This window comes from Mycobacterium sp. NGS54, assembly GCF_059812465.1.
Window position 1 is genome coordinate 114,969 of record NZ_JCALCS010000003.1, and the last position, 19,722, is coordinate 134,690.

Annotated in this window: 21 protein-coding genes; 13 read left to right on the forward strand and 8 right to left on the reverse strand. The window is 67.7% G+C overall.

Going from position 1 to position 19,722, the window contains the following annotated elements; genetic code table 11:
- Nucleotides 1–7 precede the first annotated feature (7 nt).
- Genes AC5Y5E_RS09485 through AC5Y5E_RS09495 form a run of 3 tightly spaced genes read left to right on the forward strand, consistent with a single transcriptional unit; the run spans nucleotide 8 to nucleotide 2,850 of the window.
- The gene (locus AC5Y5E_RS09485; protein WP_499902742.1) at nucleotides 8–1,102 is read left to right on the forward strand and encodes a Re/Si-specific NAD(P)(+) transhydrogenase subunit alpha; all 1,095 of its coding nucleotides are present in this window, start codon (nucleotides 8–10) and stop codon (nucleotides 1,100–1,102) included.
- Nucleotides 1,103–1,429, forward strand: a complete 327-nt coding sequence (locus AC5Y5E_RS09490; protein ID WP_066933457.1) for an NAD(P) transhydrogenase subunit alpha part 2 — start codon at nucleotides 1,103–1,105, stop codon at nucleotides 1,427–1,429.
- On the forward strand, nucleotides 1,426–2,850 hold the full coding sequence (locus AC5Y5E_RS09495; RefSeq protein ID WP_499902743.1) for an NAD(P)(+) transhydrogenase (Re/Si-specific) subunit beta: 1,425 nt from the start codon (nucleotides 1,426–1,428) through the stop codon (nucleotides 2,848–2,850). The genes AC5Y5E_RS09490 and AC5Y5E_RS09495 overlap by 4 nt, the downstream gene beginning before the upstream one ends.
- On the opposite strand, the gene AC5Y5E_RS09500 is transcribed toward AC5Y5E_RS09495, so the two are convergent.
- Nucleotides 2,847–2,972, reverse strand: coding sequence for a hypothetical protein (locus tag AC5Y5E_RS09500; RefSeq protein WP_108637325.1), 126 nt, complete (start codon nucleotides 2,970–2,972; stop codon nucleotides 2,847–2,849). The genes AC5Y5E_RS09495 and AC5Y5E_RS09500 overlap by 4 nt on opposite strands.
- 171 nt (nucleotides 2,973–3,143) lie before the next feature.
- Here AC5Y5E_RS09500 and AC5Y5E_RS09505 point away from each other — a divergent pair, with 171 nt between their 5' ends.
- A complete protein-coding gene (locus tag AC5Y5E_RS09505) occupies nucleotides 3,144–3,767 on the forward strand; it encodes a TetR/AcrR family transcriptional regulator (RefSeq protein WP_499902744.1) in 624 nt (207 codons plus the stop codon).
- 3 nt (nucleotides 3,768–3,770) lie between these two features.
- Here the strand turns inward: AC5Y5E_RS09505 and AC5Y5E_RS09510 are convergent, their stop codons facing one another.
- Nucleotides 3,771–5,240, reverse strand: coding sequence for a PE family protein (locus AC5Y5E_RS09510; protein ID WP_499902745.1), 1,470 nt, complete (start codon nucleotides 5,238–5,240; stop codon nucleotides 3,771–3,773).
- A 137-nt stretch (nucleotides 5,241–5,377) separates the two neighbouring features.
- Nucleotides 5,378–6,259 (reverse strand): alpha/beta hydrolase, encoded by an 882-nt coding sequence (locus AC5Y5E_RS09515; RefSeq protein ID WP_499902746.1) that lies wholly within the window; start codon nucleotides 6,257–6,259, stop codon nucleotides 5,378–5,380.
- A gap of 92 nt (nucleotides 6,260–6,351) precedes the next feature.
- Here AC5Y5E_RS09515 and AC5Y5E_RS09520 point away from each other — a divergent pair, with 92 nt between their 5' ends.
- The 5 genes from AC5Y5E_RS09520 (at nucleotide 6,352) to AC5Y5E_RS09540 (ending at nucleotide 10,433) form a co-directional block, all read left to right on the forward strand.
- Entirely contained in the window at nucleotides 6,352–7,452 is a 1,101-nt protein-coding gene (locus AC5Y5E_RS09520; RefSeq protein WP_499902747.1) for an NAD(P)H-dependent amine dehydrogenase family protein, read from the forward strand.
- A gap of 18 nt (nucleotides 7,453–7,470) precedes the next feature.
- Nucleotides 7,471–8,211: a glucose 1-dehydrogenase gene (locus AC5Y5E_RS09525; protein ID WP_499902748.1), complete on the forward strand. Its 741-nt coding sequence runs from the start codon at nucleotides 7,471–7,473 to the stop codon at nucleotides 8,209–8,211.
- A 90-nt stretch (nucleotides 8,212–8,301) separates the two neighbouring features.
- Nucleotides 8,302–8,640, forward strand: a complete 339-nt coding sequence (locus AC5Y5E_RS09530) for a WhiB family transcriptional regulator (protein WP_499902749.1) — start codon at nucleotides 8,302–8,304, stop codon at nucleotides 8,638–8,640.
- Between the two features lie 58 nt (nucleotides 8,641–8,698).
- Nucleotides 8,699–10,048 carry an FAD-binding oxidoreductase gene (locus AC5Y5E_RS09535; protein WP_499902750.1) on the forward strand — a complete coding sequence of 450 codons (1,350 nt, stop codon included), beginning with the start codon at nucleotides 8,699–8,701 and terminating at the stop codon, nucleotides 10,046–10,048.
- A gap of 34 nt (nucleotides 10,049–10,082) precedes the next feature.
- Nucleotides 10,083–10,433 carry a PNPOx family protein gene (locus AC5Y5E_RS09540; RefSeq protein ID WP_499902751.1) on the forward strand — a complete coding sequence of 117 codons (351 nt, stop codon included), beginning with the start codon at nucleotides 10,083–10,085 and terminating at the stop codon, nucleotides 10,431–10,433.
- Here the strand turns inward: AC5Y5E_RS09540 and AC5Y5E_RS09545 are convergent, their stop codons facing one another.
- The 4 genes from AC5Y5E_RS09545 to AC5Y5E_RS09560 are packed head-to-tail and all read right to left on the reverse strand — an operon-like array spanning nucleotide 10,434 to nucleotide 13,199.
- A complete protein-coding gene (locus AC5Y5E_RS09545) occupies nucleotides 10,434–10,973 on the reverse strand; it encodes a TetR/AcrR family transcriptional regulator (protein WP_499902752.1) in 540 nt (179 codons plus the stop codon).
- A 31-nt stretch (nucleotides 10,974–11,004) separates the two neighbouring features.
- Nucleotides 11,005–11,838, reverse strand: coding sequence for a thioesterase family protein (locus AC5Y5E_RS09550; RefSeq protein WP_499902753.1), 834 nt, complete (start codon nucleotides 11,836–11,838; stop codon nucleotides 11,005–11,007).
- A gap of 17 nt (nucleotides 11,839–11,855) precedes the next feature.
- Nucleotides 11,856–12,674 (reverse strand): SMP-30/gluconolactonase/LRE family protein, encoded by an 819-nt coding sequence (locus AC5Y5E_RS09555; RefSeq protein ID WP_499902754.1) that lies wholly within the window; start codon nucleotides 12,672–12,674, stop codon nucleotides 11,856–11,858.
- A gap of 33 nt (nucleotides 12,675–12,707) precedes the next feature.
- Nucleotides 12,708–13,199 (reverse strand): SRPBCC family protein, encoded by a 492-nt coding sequence (locus AC5Y5E_RS09560; protein ID WP_499903267.1) that lies wholly within the window; start codon nucleotides 13,197–13,199, stop codon nucleotides 12,708–12,710.
- Between the two features lie 96 nt (nucleotides 13,200–13,295).
- Between AC5Y5E_RS09560 and AC5Y5E_RS09565 the strand changes: the two genes are divergently transcribed.
- From AC5Y5E_RS09565 to AC5Y5E_RS09575, 3 genes are read left to right on the forward strand one after another with little or no spacing between them, the layout of a single operon-like run.
- A complete protein-coding gene (locus AC5Y5E_RS09565) occupies nucleotides 13,296–14,186 on the forward strand; it encodes an acyl-CoA thioesterase (protein WP_499902755.1) in 891 nt (296 codons plus the stop codon).
- Between the two features lie 5 nt (nucleotides 14,187–14,191).
- Nucleotides 14,192–15,112: an LLM class F420-dependent oxidoreductase gene (locus AC5Y5E_RS09570; protein WP_499902756.1), complete on the forward strand. Its 921-nt coding sequence runs from the start codon at nucleotides 14,192–14,194 to the stop codon at nucleotides 15,110–15,112.
- On the forward strand, nucleotides 15,113–16,264 hold the full coding sequence (locus tag AC5Y5E_RS09575) for an acyl-CoA dehydrogenase family protein (RefSeq protein ID WP_499902757.1): 1,152 nt from the start codon (nucleotides 15,113–15,115) through the stop codon (nucleotides 16,262–16,264).
- 15 nt (nucleotides 16,265–16,279) lie between these two features.
- Here AC5Y5E_RS09575 and mdlC read toward each other — a convergent pair whose 3' ends face one another.
- Nucleotides 16,280–17,884: a benzoylformate decarboxylase gene (mdlC, locus tag AC5Y5E_RS09580; RefSeq protein WP_499902758.1), complete on the reverse strand. Its 1,605-nt coding sequence runs from the start codon at nucleotides 17,882–17,884 to the stop codon at nucleotides 16,280–16,282.
- A 314-nt stretch (nucleotides 17,885–18,198) separates the two neighbouring features.
- On the opposite strand from mdlC, the gene AC5Y5E_RS09585 reads away from it, so the two are divergent.
- A complete protein-coding gene (locus AC5Y5E_RS09585) occupies nucleotides 18,199–19,716 on the forward strand; it encodes a helix-turn-helix transcriptional regulator (RefSeq protein ID WP_499902759.1) in 1,518 nt (505 codons plus the stop codon).
- The last annotated feature ends 6 nt before the right edge of the window (nucleotides 19,717–19,722 follow it).

Genomic DNA, 19,722 nt, shown 5'->3' on the forward strand with positions numbered 1-19,722 from the left:
ACGCGCCATGACAGATGCGCAGACGACGGTGGGGGTGGTCGCCGAGTCCGGGGCCGACGAGCGGCGCGTCGCGCTGGTGCCGAAGGCGGTCGCGTCGCTGGTCAACAGCGGTTTGGCGGTGGTGGTCGAGTCCGGTGCGGGCGAGGGCGCGCTGCTGCCCGACGGGCTGTACACCGAGGTGGGGGCGAGCATCGGGGACGCCTGGGCGGCCGACGTGGTCGTCAAGGTCGCGCCGCCGACCGCCGACGAGGTCGCCCGGTTGCACCGCGGCCAGACGCTGATCGGTTTTCTGGCGCCGCGCAACGCCGACAACGCGATCGGTGCGCTGAAGCAGGCCGGGGTTCAGGCGTTCGCGCTGGAGGCGATTCCCCGCATCTCGCGCGCCCAGGTGATGGATGCCCTGTCATCACAGGCCAACGTGGCCGGGTACAAGGCCGTCCTGCTGGCGGCCTCCGAATCGACCCGGTTCTTCCCGATGCTCACCACCGCGGCGGGAACCGTGAAGCCCGCCACCGTGCTGGTGCTCGGCGTCGGGGTGGCCGGGCTGCAGGCGCTGGCGACGGCCAAGCGGCTGGGCGCCCGCACCACCGGCTACGACGTGCGTCCGGAGGTGGCCGACCAGGTCCGCTCGGTGGGTGCGCAGTGGCTCGACGTCGGCATCGACGCGGCCGGTGAGGGCGGCTACGCCCGCGAGCTGACCGACGAGGAGCGCGCCCAACAGCAGAAGGCGCTGGAAGACGCGATCGCCGGATTCGACGTGGTGATCACCACCGCGCTCGTGCCCGGCCGCCCGGCGCCGCGGCTGGTGACCGCAGCGGCGGTGGAGGCGATGAAACCCGGCAGCGTGATCGTCGACCTCGCCGGTGAGACCGGCGGCAACTGCGAACTGACCGAGCCGGGCCGCACCGTCGTCAAGCACGACGTCACCATCGCCTCGCCGCTGAACCTGCCCGCGACCATGCCCGAGCACGCCAGCGAGCTGTACAGCAAGAACATCACGGCGCTGCTGGACCTGCTGATCAAGGACGGGAAGCTGGCGCCGGACTTCGACGACGAAGTCATCGCGGAGTCGTGTGTGACCCGCGATCGAAAGGACTCTTAGATGTACGACGAGCTGTTGGCCAACCTGGCGATCCTGGTGCTGTCCGGGTTCGTCGGGTTCGCGGTGATCTCGAAGGTGCCCAACACGCTGCACACGCCGCTGATGTCGGGCACCAACGCCATCCACGGGATCGTGGTGCTCGGCGCGCTGGTGGTGTTCGGGGAGGTCGAGCACCCGTCGCTCGCGGTGCAGATCATCCTGTTCGTCGCGGTGGTGTTCGGCACGCTCAACGTCATCGGCGGTTTCATCGTCACCGACCGGATGCTCGGGATGTTCAAGGGCAAGAAGAAGCCGGTGCCCGCCAAAGTTGACGAGGTCGCCAAATGAACTACCTGGTCACCGTCCTCTACATCATCTCGTTCTCGCTGTTCATCTATGGGCTGATGGGCCTGACCGGGCCCAAGACCGCCGTGCGCGGCAACCTGATCGCCGCGGTGGGCATGGCCCTGGCCGTGACGGCGACGCTCATCAAGATCCGGCACACCGACCAGTGGGTGCTGATCATCCTCGGGCTGGTCGTGGGCGTCGCGCTCGGCGTCCCGCCGGCCCGCTACACAAAGATGACCGCTATGCCGCAGCTGGTGGCGTTCTTCAACGGCGTCGGCGGTGGCACCGTCGCCCTCATCGCGCTGTCGGAATTCATTGAAACCCAAGGCTTTTCGGCCTTCCAGCACGGCGAGTCGCCTACCGTGCACATCGTGGTCGCGTCGTTGTTCGCCGCGATCATCGGGTCGATCTCGTTCTGGGGTTCGATCATCGCCTTCGGCAAGCTGCAGGAGATCATCTCCGGATCGCCGATCGGCTTCGGGAGGGCCCAGCAACCGATCAACCTGCTGCTGCTGGCCGGCGCGGTGGCCGCCGCGGTCGTCATCGGCCTGGGCGCGCATCCGGGCACCGGTGGGGTGGCCCTGTGGTGGATGATCGGCCTGCTGGCCGCCGCCGGCGTGCTCGGCCTGATGGTGGTGCTGCCCATCGGCGGCGCCGACATGCCGGTGGTCATCTCCCTGCTGAACGCGATGACGGGGCTGTCGGCCGCCGCGGCCGGTTTGGCGCTGAACAACACCGCGATGATCGTGGCCGGCATGATCGTCGGCGCGTCCGGCTCGATCCTGACCAACCTGATGGCCAAGGCCATGAACCGCTCCATTCCCGCGATCGTCGCGGGCGGTTTCGGCGGCGGCGGGGTGGCGCCCAGCGCCGACGGCGGCGGCGACAAGCACGTCAAGGCGACGTCGGCCGCCGACGCGGCCATCCAGATGGCCTACGCCAACCAGGTGATCGTGGTGCCGGGCTACGGCCTGGCCGTCGCGCAGGCCCAGCACGCCGTCAAGGACATGGCCTCGCTGCTCGAGGACAAGGGTGTCGCGGTGAAGTACGCGATCCACCCGGTCGCCGGCCGCATGCCCGGGCACATGAACGTGCTGCTGGCCGAGGCCGAGGTGGACTACGACGCGATGAAGGACATGGACGACATCAACGACGAGTTCGCGCGCACCGACGTCGCGATCGTCATCGGCGCCAACGACGTCACCAACCCGGCGGCCCGCAACGAGGCGTCCAGCCCGATCTATGGCATGCCGATCCTCAACGTGGACAAGGCGAAATCGGTGATCGTGCTGAAGCGGTCGATGAACTCGGGATTCGCGGGCATCGACAACCCGCTGTTCTACGCCGACGGGACCACGATGCTGTTCGGGGACGCGAAGAAGTCGGTGACGGAGGTCGCCGAGGAGCTAAAGGCGCTCTAGACGGGCGGGTACGCCGGAGGCGGGTATCCGTTGCCGTCGACGACGCCGCGCAGACCCCACGGGACGTACTTGAAGAAGAACTCGATCTCGTCGCTCATGTCATAGTCCGGACTCGGATCCATGTCCCCACCTCTCGACTCGCGACCGGTTCGACACACCATGCTAGTCCCAGACGCGCCGCTGCGACAGGCGGCGGTGCGCTTAAACTGTCCAACCAGTTGATTGATACTTTGCCTTATCCGGGCCCCAGCGTGGCCCGCCGGCGGTGAACGATAGAGAGCACCCAGAGACAAATGCCATCCGAGAACGGGCTGACCCGCCGCGAGGAGTTGCTGGCCGTCGCCACCAAGCTGTTCGCCGCGCGCGGCTATCACGGCACCCGGATGGACGACGTCGCCGACGTGATCGGGCTGAACAAGGCGACCGTCTACCACTACTACGCCAGCAAGTCGCTGATCCTCTTCGACATCTACCGCCAGGCCGCCGAGGGCACGCTGGCCGCCGTGCACGACGATCCGTCGTGGACGGCCCGCGAGGCGCTCTACCAGTACACCGTCCGCCTGCTGACCGGGATCGCGGCCAATCCGGAGCGGGCCGCCGTGTACTTCCAGGAGCAGCCGTACATCACCGAGTGGTTCACCTCCGAGCAGGTCGCCGAGGTCCGCGAGAAGGAGGCCCAGGTCTACGAGCACGTGCACGGGCTCATCGACCGCGGGATCGCCAGCGGCGAGTTCTACAAGTGCGACTCCCACGTGGTGGCGCTGGGCTACATCGGGATGACGCTGGGCAGCTACCGGTGGCTGCGGCCGAGCGGGCGGCGCACCGCCAAGGAGATCGCCGCCGAGTTCAGCACCGCGCTGCTGCGGGGTTTGATTCGCGACGAGTCGATCCGGCAGCATTCCCCGCTCGGCCCGTAGCCGTCAGCCGAAATTGGGCGGCGGGATCAGGTGCAGCACGTTCCCGGCCGCCCCGCTCAGCAGGGACAGCAGCGTCGTGCTGGACTGGCCGAACGACACGTTCAGGCCCGGGTTGATGGACGGAACCCACGGGTAGGTGTCCGGGAAGTACGAGGGCGACAGCAGGCCGGCTTCCACCCCGATCTCGACCGCGGCGCCATAGGGACCCTGCACGGCGCCCAGGGCGAGGTCGGGAATGACCGTGAACGGGTTCGGCAGGTCGAACAGTCCGGCCGGGGTGGGAATGTTCGCGTAGTTGGCGCCCGGCCCGTAGTCGCCGTAGCCCAGGTCGACGAGCACGCGCAGATCCGGCTGGAAGATGTCGGCGATCGGCGGACCGGCGTAGGGGATGGCGCGGATCGGCTCCAGCAGCGGCAGGTTCTGGGTCATGAACATGTAGTACTTCGTGTTGCCGGTGTAGTCGGGCGACGTGGGCAGCTGCACGGCGGTGCCCACCTGGGTAGCCGTCAGGTCGGGATAGGAGCTGTGGACGAAGAAATAGCCCATGAACGCGTTGAGGTCGGAGACGAGATTGAGCGGGTACTGGGGTAGGTCGGCGATGCCGTCGTATTGGTATGTGTAAATCGAGGTCGGGTACGGCGAATTCGGCGGGGTCGCGCCGTTGAACGCCACGTCCAGGAATGGGATGTAGAAGCCGGGGAAGCGCTCGAGGATGCCGCCGACGGGGTTGTTGGGATTGCCGATCAGCACGAAGTTCAAGTGGCCCTGATACGGGGATCCCGCCGCCATGAGGGCGTTTATCTCGTTAGTGGCGATCGCGGCGCTCTGCGAGTAGCCGAAAACCACGGCGCTATTGTTCGGGTCGCTCAGTGTCGAAGTGATCGCGTTGTTCAGCAACGTGACGCCCTTGGCCACGGACTGGCCGAACGTCATGCTGCCGAGGTTCGGCGTCACCGGCCAGAACTGCTCGGGCGTGAAGACCGGCAACGGCGGCGACGAGACCGACGGGTACAGGGGCTTGATGTACGAGTTAAAGACGCTCGTCAGATATTTGGGGTCCGGTTGCGGGTTGTTCGTGCCGCCCATGATCAACGCGAACAGCGGGTCTCCGGGGGCCAACTGCACCGCCGAGAGCGGGACGCCGCCGGTGGACGCGCCGCCGGTGACCGGTGCCACCCCGAGAAGGGCCGCGCCTGTCGCCTCGGCTTGCGCGTAGGCGGCCGCCGCGGCCCCCAAGGCCCGGGTGAACTGGCTATGAAAACTTTCGGCCTGCCCGAGAAGCGCTTGATATTCCCGGCCGTACGCGCCGAACAGGTTCGCGATGGCCGCCGACACCTCGTCCTCGGCCGCCGCGAGCAAACCGGTCGTTTGTCCCGCGGCATTCGCGCCGGCCGCGTCGATCGCCGAACCGATGCTTTGCACATCGGCGGCCGTTGACGCCAAGGTCTCAGGGGCAGCAATTAAGTCGGACATCTCCCCGTCCTTTCCCCACGGACCCCATCCCGGCCCAATGGGAGTTATCCGGAACCGTGGGTATTAGGTATTGACCGAGGGTAAATCCGTCCCGCCGGGAAGTCCGGCGTTTTGCGCAAGTTCTAAGCAGTCACACGCTAGAGGTGTCGGTCGAGAAAGGCGAGTTGGTCCGCGACGACGCGCTCGAACGCGTCGCCGACGTAGATATCGAAATGCCCCTCGGGATACATGCGGACCTCGCCGCGCGGGGCCTTCGCCGCGTAGCGCAGCGTCGGCACCGGGGGAGCCACCGAGTCGGCCTCGCAGACGCAGAACAGGATCGGGCAGGCCACCTTCGCGGCCAGCCGGCCCGGCCGGTAGGTGATGACCTTCAAGGCGAGCCGGGCGGCGACCTCGTTGGGCACCGTCTGGCCCTCGGGGACCAGCCTCATGTAGCCGGGGTACACATCGGGCGCGTTCATCAGGGCGACCTCACCCGGCTTGCCGGCCGCGGGAATCGTGACCGGCGACCTGCCCAGCCGGGCCGCGAAGAGGTCGCGCGCGGCCAGCAGGCCGACACGGCCGAAGATCGCCGGGCTGAGCGTGCGCGCGGATGCGACGCCGTCGGTGAAGGGGCATTGGGCCACGGCGGCCTCGATGCCCGGCACCCGGGCCGCCGTCGCGATCACGTGCCCGCCGCCAAAAGAGGTGCCCCACACGCCGATTCGATCGTGATCGACGCCACCCAGGGTGTGGGCGTGGGCGACCGCGGCCGCCCAGTCCGCGAGCTGCATGCCGATGTCGAGCAGCTGCCGCGGCTGGCCTTCGCTGTCGCCGAAGTTGCGGTAGTCGAACACCAGGCAGGCGTAGCCGGCGGCGCTGAATCGTTCGGCATAGGCGTCCAGTCGCATGGTGCGCACCGCACCCAGCCCGTGCGCCATCACCAGCAGCGGCGCGGGGCCACCGCGCTCCGGTCGGTACAGCCACGCGCTGATCCGGTCGGCACCGGATCTGAATCGGACGTCCTCGCGTTGCGTCATCAGCGTTTCCATTCTGCCCGGCCGGTAGGCGTCGCAGAAGTTGTGGACTACTGTCTAGAAACGTTTCGAGCGTTCGAGGGACGGAGACTCTCATGGCCATCCGCGTCGCACACGTCGGCACCGGAAATGTCGGAGGGCTGGCCCTGGCCCACCTGATCACCGACCCCCGATTCGAACTGACGGGCGTGTGCGTTTCCACGCCGGAGAAGGTGGGCAAGGACGCCGGACAACTGTGCGGCGTGGGCCTCGACGCCGACACTGTGACCGGCGTCGGCGCCGTTTCGGACCTCGACGCCATCCTGGCCGCCAAGCCCGAGTGCGTCGTCTACTGCGCCATGGGCGATACGCGGCTGCCCGACGCGATGGCGGACGTGATGCGCATCCTGGGCGCCGGCATCAACGTCGTCGGGTCGTCACCCGGATTGCTGCAGTACCCGTGGGGCGTCATGCCCGACAAGTACATCGCCCGCGTGGAAGATGCTGCCCGGCAAGGCAATTCGAGCATCTTCATCAGCGGCGTGGATCCCGGATTCGCCAACGACCTGATCCCGTTCGCGCTCGCCGGAACCTGTCAGCGCATCGAGCAGGTGCGCTGCATGGAGATTCACGACTACGCGAGCTACGACGGCGTCGAGGTGATGAGCTATATGGGGTTCGCCCAGCCGCTGGATTACGTCCCGATGCTGCTGCAGCCGGGCGTGCTGAGCATCGCGTGGGGGACGGCGATCCGTCAGCTGGCGGCCGGGCTGGGTATCGAGGTCGACGAGATCACCGAGTCCTACCAGCGCGAGCCGGCGCCCGAGGACTTCGACATCGCGATCGGACACGTGGCCAAGGGCACGCTGGCCGTGCTGCAGTTCGAGATCCGCGGCATGGTCAAGGGCCACCCCGCGATCGTCATCGAACACGTCACCCGGCTGCGGCCCGACCTGCGCCCCGACCTGCCGCAGCCCGCTTCGGGCGACGGCTCGTATCGCGTCGAGATCACCGGCGAGCCGTCCTACGCGGTGGACATCGTTCCGAGCAGCCGCAAGGGCGACCACAACCACGCCGCGATCGCCGGAGCCGCCGGTCGGATCGTCAACGCGATCCCGGCGGTGATCGCCGCGCCGCCGGGGATCACGACCACCTTGGACCTGCCGCTGGTCACCGGTAAGGGACTTTATGCGCCAAAAGACTTGGTAGCTCAGTAAATTCGAAAGGACTGATTAATGGGACGGGTTGACGGCAAGGTAGCGCTGATCAGTGGCGCCGCCGGCGGCATGGGCGCCGAAGATGCGCGGCTGCTGGTCGAGGAAGGCGCCAAGGTCGTTATCGGCGACATCCTCGACGACCAGGGCAAGGCGCTCGCCGAAGAGATCGGCGACGCCGCGCGCTACGTCCACCTCGACGTCACCCAGCCCGACCAGTGGGACGCCGCAGTCGCGACCGCCGTCGGTGAATTCGGCAAGCTCAACGTGCTGGTCAACAACGCGGGAACGGTTGCGCTGGGGCCGTTGAAGGACTTCAAGCTGGACAAGTGGCAGAAGGTGATCGACGTCAACCTGACCGGCACCTTCCTGGGCATGCGGGCGGTTGTCGAGCCGATGACCGCGGCCGGGGGTGGCTCCATCATCAACGTCTCGTCGATCGAGGGGCTGCGTGGCGCGCCGATGGTGCACCCGTACGTCGCGTCCAAGTGGGGCGTGCGCGGGCTGGCCAAGTCGGCGGCGCTGGAGTTGGCGCCGTTGAACATCCGGGTGAATTCGATCCACCCCGGTTTCATCCGCACCCCGATGACCGCGCACCTACCCGAAGACATGGTCACCATCCCGCTCGGCCGTCCCGGTGAGGTCCGCGAGGTCGCGACTTTCGTGCTGTTCCTGGCCAGCGACGAGTCGTCTTACTCGACGGGAAGCGAATTCGTCATGGACGGCGGGCTGATCACCGACGTGAACCACAAAGAGTTCTGACCTTCGGCCCGTCTAGTCCGGCGCTCGCCCACTATCGACTCGTGTCGTTTAAGCGGCGCGGCGCGGGGGAATCATCTAAGACGCACGTCAGTGGGGATATCGGACCGGAAGAAGGGGACGAGGTTGCGAGGCGTGGGCCGCGGCGCGGACGCGGAGGAACCGGATCGGTGGACGGCGAGAGCCCTGTGCATCGACACCGATCCCGACGGGCTCTTTGTGACGGGTGCCGCCCAGCGCAAGGCGGCGGTGTTGTGCCGCCACTGCCCGGTCATGCGCGAGTGTGCCGCCGAGGCGTTGGACAACAAAGTGGAATTCGGTGTCTGGGGCGGCATGACGGAGCGACAGCGCCGAGCCTTGCTCCATCAGCACCCCGAGGTGGCTTCCTGGTCGAACTTCCTGAGCGAGCGGACCAAACGCCGCATCGGCTGACTGGCGCCCAGTCGGGGGCCTTGGCCGGGCACGGGGCGGCGGTGCTATAACCGCGAGCATGCCCGGCGGCCTTGCGGATCTGAAAAAGATTGTCGGTTCCAACCACGTCGTCACCGACGCCGACGTCCTGGCCGGCCGCAGCGTCGATCACACCGGGCGCTATCGGGGGCGCGCGAGCGCGCTGGTGCGGCCGGGGTCGGCCGAGGAGGTCGCCGAGGCGCTGCGGGTGTGCCGCGACGCGGGCGCGCACGTGACCGTGCAGGGCGGACGGACCTCGCTGGTGGCCGGGACCGTCCCCGAGCATGACGACGTGTTGCTGTCGACCGAACGCCTCTGCGGGCTCGGCGACGTGGACACCGTCGAGCGCCGCGTCTCGGCCGGCGCCGGAGCCGCTCTGGCCGCCGTGCAAAACGCCGCTGCCGCAGCGGGTTTGGTGTTCGGCGTGGATCTCGCCGCCCGCGACACCGCCACCGTCGGCGGCATGGCGTCGACGAACGCCGGGGGGCTGCGCACCGTGCGCTACGGCAACATGGGCGAGCAGGTCGTCGGCCTGCAGGTGGCGCTGCCCGACGGTTCGCTGATGCGCCGCCACAGCGAGGTGCGCAGCGACAACACGGGCTACGACCTGCCGGCGCTGTTCGTCGGCGCCGAGGGCACCCTCGGCGTGATCACCGCGCTGGACCTGCGGTTGCATCCCACGCCGTCGCACCGGGTGACGGCGGTCTGCGGGTTCTCCGAACTCGAGGCGCTGGTCGACGCCGGCCGCGCGTTTCGCGACGTGGATGGGATCGCGGCTTTGGAGCTGATCGACGGCCGGGCCGCCGCGCTGACCGCCGAACACCTCGGGGTCGGCGCGCCCGTGCGGGGAGACTGGCTGCTGCTGGTGGAGCTGGCCGCCGACCACGACCAGACGGATCGGCTCGCCGACCTGCTGGACGGCGTCCATCTGTGTGGGGAACCCGCGGTCGGCGTGGATGCCGCTGCGCAGCAACGGTTGTGGCGCGTGCGGGAATCGCTGGCTGACGTGCTCGGCATTTACGGGCCACCGCTGAAGTTCGACGTGTCTCTGCCGCTGTCGGCCGTCGGCGAATTCGCAAGGCAGGCAGTCGATTTGGCCTGCGTTCATGCGCCCGAGGCGCTGCCCCTTCTGTTCGGCCACGTCGGCGAGGGCAACCTGCACCTCAACGTGCTGCGTTGCCCGCCCGAGCGCGAGCAGGCGCTGTATGCGCCGATGATGGACCTCATCGCGCGGTGTGGCGGCAACGTCAGCTCCGAGCATGGTGTCGGCAGCCGCAAGCGCCAGTACCTGGGCATGTCGCGGGAGCCCGCCGACATCGCCGCAATGCGGGCGGTCAAAGCCGCCCTGGACCCGACCGGCTACCTGAACGCGGCCGTGCTGTTCGACTGATCCTTATCGCGCCGTCTGACATACGCTGGCATTCATGGCATCCGGAATCTTCGACACGCCCATCGCCGGAATCATCAATAACGTCTTTGACGGCTTGATCGACGCCCCCGTCGTGGGGCCACTGGTACGGCGCGGGTTGATCAAGATTCGCTATGTCGGCAGGCGTTCGGGCAAGACGATCCAGACCCCGGTCGGGTACCGCCGCTCCGGCGACGGCATCGTCATCAACGTCATGTCGCCCGACAGCAAGACGTGGTGGCGAAACTTCCTCGGCGAGGGCGGGCCGATCACACTGCTCAACTTCGGCGGCGCCGACCGCACCGGGCACGCGCGCGCCAGCCGCGACGAGAAGGGCCGCGTCAAGGTCGCGGTGCGGCTCGACTGATCAGGGGCCGCCCTTGATCCCGACCGCGTGGCGCAATTGCTCCAGGAACTGGTCGGCATCGTCGCTTCGGACGATGTAGTGCGAGATCGCGATCCGGATGACCGTCGCGGCCCGCACCGCGGCGTTGGGGCCGGAGAGGTGCCGTTGCAGGCCGTCGCGCATCTGCGGGATGACGCGGCCGAACTGCGCGATGGTGTGCTCGGGCTCGACGTCGACCATGCGCACCCCGGAGTACGAATGCTGGTATTCGACGATGAATCGCAGCACGGCGTCGAGCTTGTCGGCGCCCTTGAGTCCGGCGGTGGCCTTGACCAGACCGCTCTCGAATTCCTGCCGCTCGTAGTGTGAAAACGCCGACAGCAACTCCTCTTTCGAGGCGAACCAGCGGTACAGCGTGGGACGCGAGACGCCCGCCTGGGCGGCCACCTCGGACAGGCTGAGCTTGGTCTTGCCGTTGCGGCCGAGCACCTCGGCCGTGGCGTCGAGGATGCGCTGACGTGTCGAGGTGTCGATGTCCGCGGCTGGGGCCGGCTGGCTCATAACTGAAACTTTACGAAGTATGGCGAGCGTGTCACTGTTTTTTCGCTTCCCGGCCGGGGCGCCCGCGCACCAGCACGCATTGTTGAATGGCGCCGACCGCGCCCCCCTCGTCGAAAAGTGTGCCGACCGTCGTGCCGATGCCGTCCGGGCCGTAGCTGGTCTCCGCGCGAATGCCGATCCAGTCGCCGTCGGGGATCCGGAACACGTGCACCGCGAGGTCGGTGTTGAGGAACGTCCACTTGGTGATGTCCAGCTTGCTGCCGATGCCGTTGGCGCAGTCGGCCACCGCGAACAGCCGCTCCAGCGGGGTCATGGCCTCGTCCTTGACGAGGTCGACGGTCGGCTTGATCCAGGATTCGCCCGGGCCCTCGCTCAGCGGTTCGGTCAGCCACAGCCAGTCCAGGCTGTGCACGTAGTTGCGGTCCCAATCCCTGGCCCGGAGGTTGCGGTCGCGGGCCTCGGCCCGCGGCCGGGGCAGGGGAGCTGCGCCGTGAGCCACCGCGTGCGTGTCTTGGTGCTGCAACCGCCACCCGCTGGCGCGGGCCACCGGCCGGGGTTCGCCATCGGGCCCCGGCGCCAGCATCTCGGCCGTGACGAGCTCGATCTGTTTGCCGCCCCGCTGCACTTGCGAGCTGACCCAAAGGTCACCCTCGGCCGGCACCCCACCCAGCAGGTCGATGACGACCCGGCCGAGCCGGGTGTCGTCGCGCCGCCCACACCGTTCCAGCGCCCGGACCAACAGCGCCGACACCGGGCCGCCGTGCTGGATGGCGGCCGACCAGGTGCCGCGCGCCAGATCGGTCGCCGCAAACTTCTCGCCCCGCGGGTCGGCGTCGTCGATCAGCTCGTAGTAGGAGTCGGTCATCCTTTGCCTTCCGGGTGTCAGGGTAGGCCCGCGCCGGCGGTGTCAACGGTCACCGCGTCCAGCTGCGAGAGCCGGGTGCCGATCAGTCGCTGGGGATAAGCGTCGGTGCTCGACAGCAGAAACAGCGTACGGCGCGCGGGACCGCCGAACGCGCACGCGATCGCCGCCCGCTCGCCCATGTCGATGCGGTCGGTCACGGCGCCGCCCTCGCTGATCCGCTCGAACTGGTGCGCCAGCGTCATGGCGGCCCACACGGCGCCCTCGGCGTCGAGCGCGATGCCGTCCGGCGGCCCGTCCAGGCCGTCGGCGAAGACCCGGCGGCCGCCGAGCCCGCCGTCGTCGCCGATGGCGAACGCGGTCAGGCGGCGGCCCGTCGATTCGGCGACGATCAACGTCTTTCGGCCCGGCGTGATCACCATGCCGTTGGGAAAGTCGAGGTCCTCGGCGGCGATGGTGGCGGTGTCGTCGGCGTCGAGGCGGATGATCGCGCCACCGGAGAACGCCTGGCAGCCGATGTAGGCGCGACCGGCGTCGTCGACGACCATGTCGCCCAGGTTGACCGGCGTCAGGTCGGCCAGGTCGGCGACGACCTCGACCGTTTCGCCGTCGTAGCGCAGCACCTGCCGGTCCTCGGTCGAGGCGATCAGCAGGGATCCGTCGGGGCGAAACCCGAGGCCGGACGGGGAGCGCCCGGGCAGCGCCAGCGTGGTGAGCGAACCCCGCAGGTCGACGGTGTGCACGGCTTCGCCCAGCATGTCGGAGAACCACAGCAGGCCTTCGAACCAGCGCGGGCCCTCGCCGAAGCAGAACCCCTTGGCCAGGGGCTCGGGGATCATCGGCTCAGGCCTTTACAAAACACCGCCAAAGTGTCACGCACTGCGCGCATCGGTGTCAATCTCGCCCAGCTCGCGCGCGACGGCCGCGTGGTAGGCGTCGATCCGGGCCGGATTGGCCTGCTGGAACAGCGCATCGGGCAGCGGCGCGTGCTTGAACGCCTCGATCGTCATCGTCCTGGCGAACAGGGTGACGTCCCGGCCGGGCCGGGTGAACCGGTAGGTGACGGTGATCCGGCCCTCCATCCCGCCGTTCCCGTTGCGGTCGTGGCCGAGGCGACCCACCGAATTGAACATGAACAGCGTCGGCCGGTCGGCGATGGCGAGCTGCCAGCTGAAGATGCGCTCCCCGTCGGGCCCGGCTTCCTCCCAGGTGTCACCGACCTTCAGCGGGAGCTCGGGCAAGTTGCCGATGTGCGCGCTGCCGGGATAGGTCTTGGTCCAGTTCGCCGGGTTGGTGACGAAGTCGTACACGGCCTCGGCGGAATGGGTGAACGCGGTCTCCGAGGTGCTCGTCACGATGCCCAATTGCGTTGCCTCCGTGTATCTGTTAGCCAAGCTTTACAAATCTTACTCAAAGTGTCACGCTGAGCCCTGAGCTGCTGGCGCGGAGGTGGAGCGGATTTGACGAAGGCTTCGGAGGAATCCGAGCAGATCGAGTGGACGGTGCAGGGTCTGCTGGACCTGTTCGACGTGCGGGCCGACGGGCAGGACCGGTTCACCGGCGACACCGGGATCGCCGTCGGCGACGAACGGCAGGTGGTGGAGGGCACCCAGGTGCTCGCTCAGGCGATTGTCGCGGTGGCCAAGCGATTCCCGGACAAGTCGGTGCGCTCGGCCCACGCCGTGTTCTCCCGCGCGGTGACCGTCGGCCCGCCGATCGAACTCGTTCTCGACGTCGTGGCCGAGGGCCGGTCTACCGCCACCGCGGTCGTGGCCGTGCACCAAAACGGCCGGCGCTGCCTGAGCATCACCGTGCTGGCAGACGTCCCGACGGGCGACGTCATCCGCCATCACCTGCCGCGTCCCGACGTGGCGGCCCCCGCCGACGCCAACCATTCGCCGATGCCGATGGTCGGACGCGAACTGCGCCTCGTCGACGTCATCGACGTCAACAGCCCCGACGAGGTCGGGCCGCCCGAGTTGTACGCGTGGCTGCACTATGACCCGATCCCGACCCGCGACGACCTTGCCAAGGCGCTCGTCGCGTACTTCACCGGGCATCTGGGGATCTCCACAACCATGCGGGCGCACCCGGGCATCGGCACCAGCCAGGCGCACCTGACGGTGTCCACCGCACCGATGAGCATCTCGGTCGCGTTCCACGAACCCGTGCTCTGGGACGGCTGGCTGCTCTACACCCACGAGAGCACCCAGGTCGGCGCGGGGATGTCGTACGTGCGCGGCACCGTGCACTCCGAGGAGGGGGAGCTGCTGGCCTCCTTCGCCCAGGAGGCGCTGATCCGTCCGCTGCGCACCAGCGACACGGCGATCGATTCCCGCGCACGATTCTGACCGCCATGCGCTTCACCATCACCCACCCGATGCACAGCCATCCGTACAACCCGGAGCTGGTCAGCGGCGAAGGCATCGGAAAGGTGGCCGAGGCCACCGAGGCCGCCGGCATCCATGGGTTCGGTTTCACCGACCACCCCGCGCCGTCGCAGCGCTGGCTGGAGGCCGGGGGGCATGACGCCGTAGATCCGTTTGTCGCTTTGGGTTTCGCCGCGGCCAGGACGACAACGCTGCGCCTGATTCCCAACATCGTGGTGCTGCCGTACCGAAACCCGTTCGTGGTGGCCAAGTCCGGCGCCACGCTGGATCTGCTCTCGGGTGGCCGGTTCACGCTCGCGGTCGGAGTGGGTTATCTCAAGCGGGAGTTCGCGGCGCTGGGCGTGACTTATGACGAGCGGCTAGAACTGTTCGAGGAAGCCCTTCAGGTGATCCGCGCGGTGTGGACCAGCGACGACATTTCGTTCGAGGGCAAGCATTTCAGCGCGCGCGGCATCACCGCGCACCCCAGGCCGCTCAGTCAGCCGCATCCGCCGATCTGGATCGGTGGCAACACCACGGCCGCTCGCCAGCGCGTGGCGCAGTACGGCGACGGCTGGTGCCCGTTTCCCGCCCCGCCGCAGCTGGCGAAGACTTCCGGCACCGCGGTCATCGACTCCGTCGAGCGTCTCACCGAGGGCGTCGACGACCTGCGGCGCCGCTGCGACGCGGTGGGCAGGGACTGGTCGGCGATCGACATCACCTTCACCAACTTCGAGGGCGGCAGCCCCGCGACCGACGACTTCAACGCCGACGCCTACCTGGGCGGCCTGGAAAAGCTTGCGGCAGTGGGTGTGACGTGGGTCGGCGTCCACCTGCCGGGTGACAGCATGGCGCATGCGCTCGAGACCCTCGATCGGTTCCGCACGCTCGTGAGCGACGCGATGTAGATGGACTTCTCAGCCGTCGAGCTCAGCGCCGAGGACCAGGAATTTCTCGAGGAGACCCGGGCCTTCATCGCCAAGCACGTCACCGACGACGTGCTGCGCCGCCAGCGTGAGTTCGGGGAAAACTTCGACGAGCAGGTGCATCTGGCGCTGGGCGAGGCCGGCTACCTGGCGTCGGATTGGCGGCTCGAGTCCGAGGGTGGATTCAGCCCGGTCCGGCGGCGCATCTTTCATCTCGAGATCGCCCGGGCCCACACGCCCTGGTACCACTGGGGAACCACGTCCGTCGTCGCGCGGCTGGTGCAGCGGTTCGGCGCGCCGGAGCTCACCGACAAGGTGCTGCCCGGCGTGCTGTCCGGAGAGATCCGGCTGTGCCTGGGCTACACCGAGCCCGAGGGCGGCTCGGACGTCGCCACCTGCAAGACCCGCGCGGTGAGCGACGGGGACGCATGGGTTATCAACGGCTCCAAGATGTTCACCTCGAACGCGCAGAACGCCCGGTACGTCTTCCTGCTCACCAACACCGACCCGCAGGGCCCGAAACACAAGAACCTGACCATGTTCCTGGTGCCGCTCGATACGCCGGGCATCGAGATCCAACCCATCCGCACCCTGGACGGCGACCGCACCAACATCGTCTACTACAGCGACGTGCGCGTCGACGACCTCTACCGCATCGGCGAGATCAACGGCGGCTGGACGGTGATGCGCTCGGCGCTGGACTCCGAGCACGGCATCGTGGATCGGGAAGACCATGGCCTGCAATACGTCGCGGCGATGTCGGCGCACGGCGACATCATGGCCGAAGTGGTCGACACGGTCGCGGCGCTCGTCGCGCAGGTGGACGACGGGTCGGTGAAGTATCGGCTCGGGCGGGCAGTCGCGCGGATGGAGGCGGCGCTGTCCACGCCCGGCATGTTCGGGCGCGTCGCGATCGCGCAGACGATGCGCGACATCTCCCCGGACCTGATGGACATCCTGGGGGCGGCCGCCGCGCTGCCCGCCGCGACGCAGGGCTCCGCGAGTGACGGTGCGGCGGAACACCTTTACCGGCTCGCGTTACCGCTCGGAATCTACGGCGGCACCCTCGAGGTGTTCCGCAACATGATCGCCCAGCACACGCTGAAGCTGGGGCGTCCTAGCTACGGTGGCTGACCGGATGCTCAGCGATCACCAGGCGGCCACCGGCGTAGTGCGGGCGTTGATCAGGGTGGGTCGCTGCCGGTCGGCGATGCCGCTTTTGACCAATTCGGTGACCTCATCCGTGGTGTGGGCCTCATAGGCGTCGACGCCGTAGCTGGCCGCCGTTGCCACGACATCGAGCCCGGGTATGTCGAGCCCGGGTACGCCCGGTGTTTTTTCCCATCCACCGAATTCTTTGACCACACCGTATTCGGTGTTGGAGGCCACCACGATTGTCACCGGGATCTGGTACTGCGCCGCAGACCACAGCGCGGTAATCGCGTATTGCATCGAACCGTCACCCATTAACGCGACGACAGGACGGTCTGGGGCCGCAAGTTGAGCACCGACGGATGCGGGCAGCCCGAATCCTAATCCGCCGCCGGCCGACGATAGATGCGAGAACGGATTAGCGGGTCGAATGCTGTTCGTAATGGCGACTTCATTGCTGCCCGCCTCGCTGACCCACAACGTGTCCGGCGGCGCGGCCCGGCCGACAGCCGTCCATAGTGCTTCGGGGCGCAGCGGCGTCTGCGAATTTGCCAGGTCCGGGATCGGCGCACGGGCTGCTGGGGTCTGCCGCTGGGTGGGCTTGGTCGCCGCGAGGAGTGCTTCGGCCGCGCTGGCAATGTCGGCAATGATCGCGTCCCCGACGGGGGCGCGCGCAGCCTCGTCCGGATCATTGGTGATCTGAATCAGGCTCGCACCCTCGGGGAGATACGGTCCCGGTACCAACGGGTAATACCGGAAGACGGGTGCCCCGATCACCACGAGTAGGTCGTGTCCGGCCAGCATCTCGGAGATCCAGCCCGCTCCGGGCGGCAGGATTCCTTGATACAGCGGGTGGTTCTCGGGAAATCCGCTCCACCCCGTAAGTGGTGCCGTCCAGACGGCCGATCGGGTGCGCTCCGCCAACGCGATCACCGCCTCCCACGCGCCATAGCGTTCGACGTCGCCGCCCACAATCAGCGCCGGCGATTTCGCGGACTCCAGCCGGCCGCTGATCTGCTCGGCGAGTTCGGGGGAAAAGCCCGCGGTGCGGGTCACCAAGCGGTTTCGCACGGCGATGACATCGGTGGCCTGCGCGTCGTCGAATTGGACCGGCATGTCATCCATCGGCAGAGAGACGAATACCGGACCCATCGGCGGCGTGGTCGCCAGGTGGATGGCGCGGGCCAGCACGGCAGGAGCCTCGCTGGCGATCGCCGGTTCGGCCGCCCATTTCACGAATGGCTTTGGCACCAAAGCGGGTTCGCTGTTCGTCAGCAGGCAGTACTGGTTCTGCATCGTGCGGCGCTGATTTCCGGCGGTCACGATCAGCGGGGTCTTGTTGATGAATGCGTTGTAGAGCTGGCCCTGCGCGTTACCCATTCCGGGAGCGGTGTGCAGGTTGACAAGAGCGGGTCGCCCGGTGATTTGGGCATATGCGTCGGCCATCCCGACCGGGACCATTTCCTGGAGCCCCAGCACATAGCGGAAGTCGTCTGGGAAGTCTTGCAGCAAAGCCAATTCCGACGAGCCCGGATTGCCAAAAAAGGTCGTCAATTCATGTGCGCGCAGCAAGTCGAGGATCGCCTCACGAACGGTGGTCATGTTGCTGCCTCCAAAGCTCCACAGATGAGCGGGTGGGCTGGTACGCCCGGCTTACCTCGATGATGGTCCGCCGCGACCCAAAGGAGAATCCTCAGGACCTGGTAGTCGACGTGCGATCGACGGCCGAGCCACCTTCGGGTTCGGGGCACCGGTTCGGCAATTCGACCCACGGCATTGCGTCCCTGAAGCCGATACAATTCGCACATGATTTACGCCCGGAGCCGGGGCGGGCGCGAAGTCATCAAGTTTCGCCTTGTCGTCCCGCTGACCGGCGGCGCTGACCTGCGGCCGCCGCTTCGTCGGCGAGTGCACTGATGCGCCCGGCGGACCGGGTCTCGTTGCTGGGTCGAAGCCGTCCCCTGCCGTCCGCGCTGCGCGGCGAGATGCTGTTCACGTCCAAGTGCGGCAGTGACGCCGCTGCCGCGTTGATCACCCTGGCCCAGGAATGTGCGCCGCACGATGCGGTGGCGGCGCGCGAACTGTACCTGGAGGCGCTATCGGCGGTCCTGTTCGCGGGCCGTTTCGCCGGCGCCGGCGGCGTGTTGGAAGTGGCGAGGGCCGCTGCGGGCGCCCCCGCGGCCCGGCGACCAGAAAGCCCGCCAGATCTTTTGCTGGATGGGTTGACGGCGCTGGTCGTCACTGGGCCCCGAGCTGGTATCCCGCTGGTTCAAAGCGCGTTGGACGGCTTCTGTGCCGCCGGCCGGCCAAGTGTCGAGGACGGGACGCGCTGGCTATGGCTTGCCTGCCACGGCGCCATCATCGCTTGGGACGATCGCGCGTGGTTGCACCTGCCGGCCCGACAAGTCGAGCTCGCCCGTGCGGCGGAAGATCAACGGGTGTTGCCCGTGGCGTTGCATTCGCTAGCGGCGGCGCTGACTTGGAATGGGAATTTCACAGCGGCCCGGCAGCTGATCACCGAGGCCGACTCTATCGCGGCGTCGACGGCTTTGACGGTGTTTCCCTACGCGGCTCTCCCGCTTGCGGCCTGGCAGGGTGACCAAACCGAAACTGCACGATTGGTGCAGGCGGGGACCCACTACGCGTTAGCCCGAGGTGAGGGAATGGGCTTGGCGTCAATCGAATTGGCGACTTCGCTGCTGTATAACGGGCTGGGGGTTTATGAGCAGGCCCTGGCGGCAGCCCGACGAGGGTGCGAGCACGCAGAAGAGCTGTGGACGACGTTCTTGCTACCCGAGTTGATAGAGGCGGCAACTCGTTGTGCGCAAACCAGCGACGCGCGTGATGCTCTTGCCTGCCTTGAAGAGAGCGCGCAGGCTGCTGGAACAGATTGGGCGCTAGGAACTTACGCATGCTCGCGGGCACTCGTAAGCAGGGGCGGGCCGGCGGAACGGTTCTACCGTGAGGCGATCGAGCGGCTGGACCGCACAAACCTGCGTCCGGCCGCCGCGCGTGCACGGCTTGTCTACGGAGAGTGGCTGCGTCGGGAACGCAGGCCGCTCGACGCTCGCGTCCAGCTACGGCCGGCTTATGAAGTGTTCACGAGCAATGGAATGGAAGCCTTTGCTGGGCGTGCGCGGCTTGAACTTGAAGCCACCGGCGAGCGCATTCGCGAAAAGCCTGCCGGCCGCGGCGATTCGGGCCTTACACCGCGTGAGGCACAGATCGCCGCGCTGGCCGCGCGCGGGGCCACCAACTCGGAGATCGGCGCCCAGTTGTTCATCAGTCCCAACACCGTCGCGTACCACTTGCGCAAAGTCTTCATCAAACTGGACGTGACCGCGCGGCGCCAACTCGCCGTCGGGACGATAAATCAATCATCGACTTGGGCCGCCGCCGACGCGGCTAGTCGTAGGAGGACCGAACGTTCGTGAGGCGCG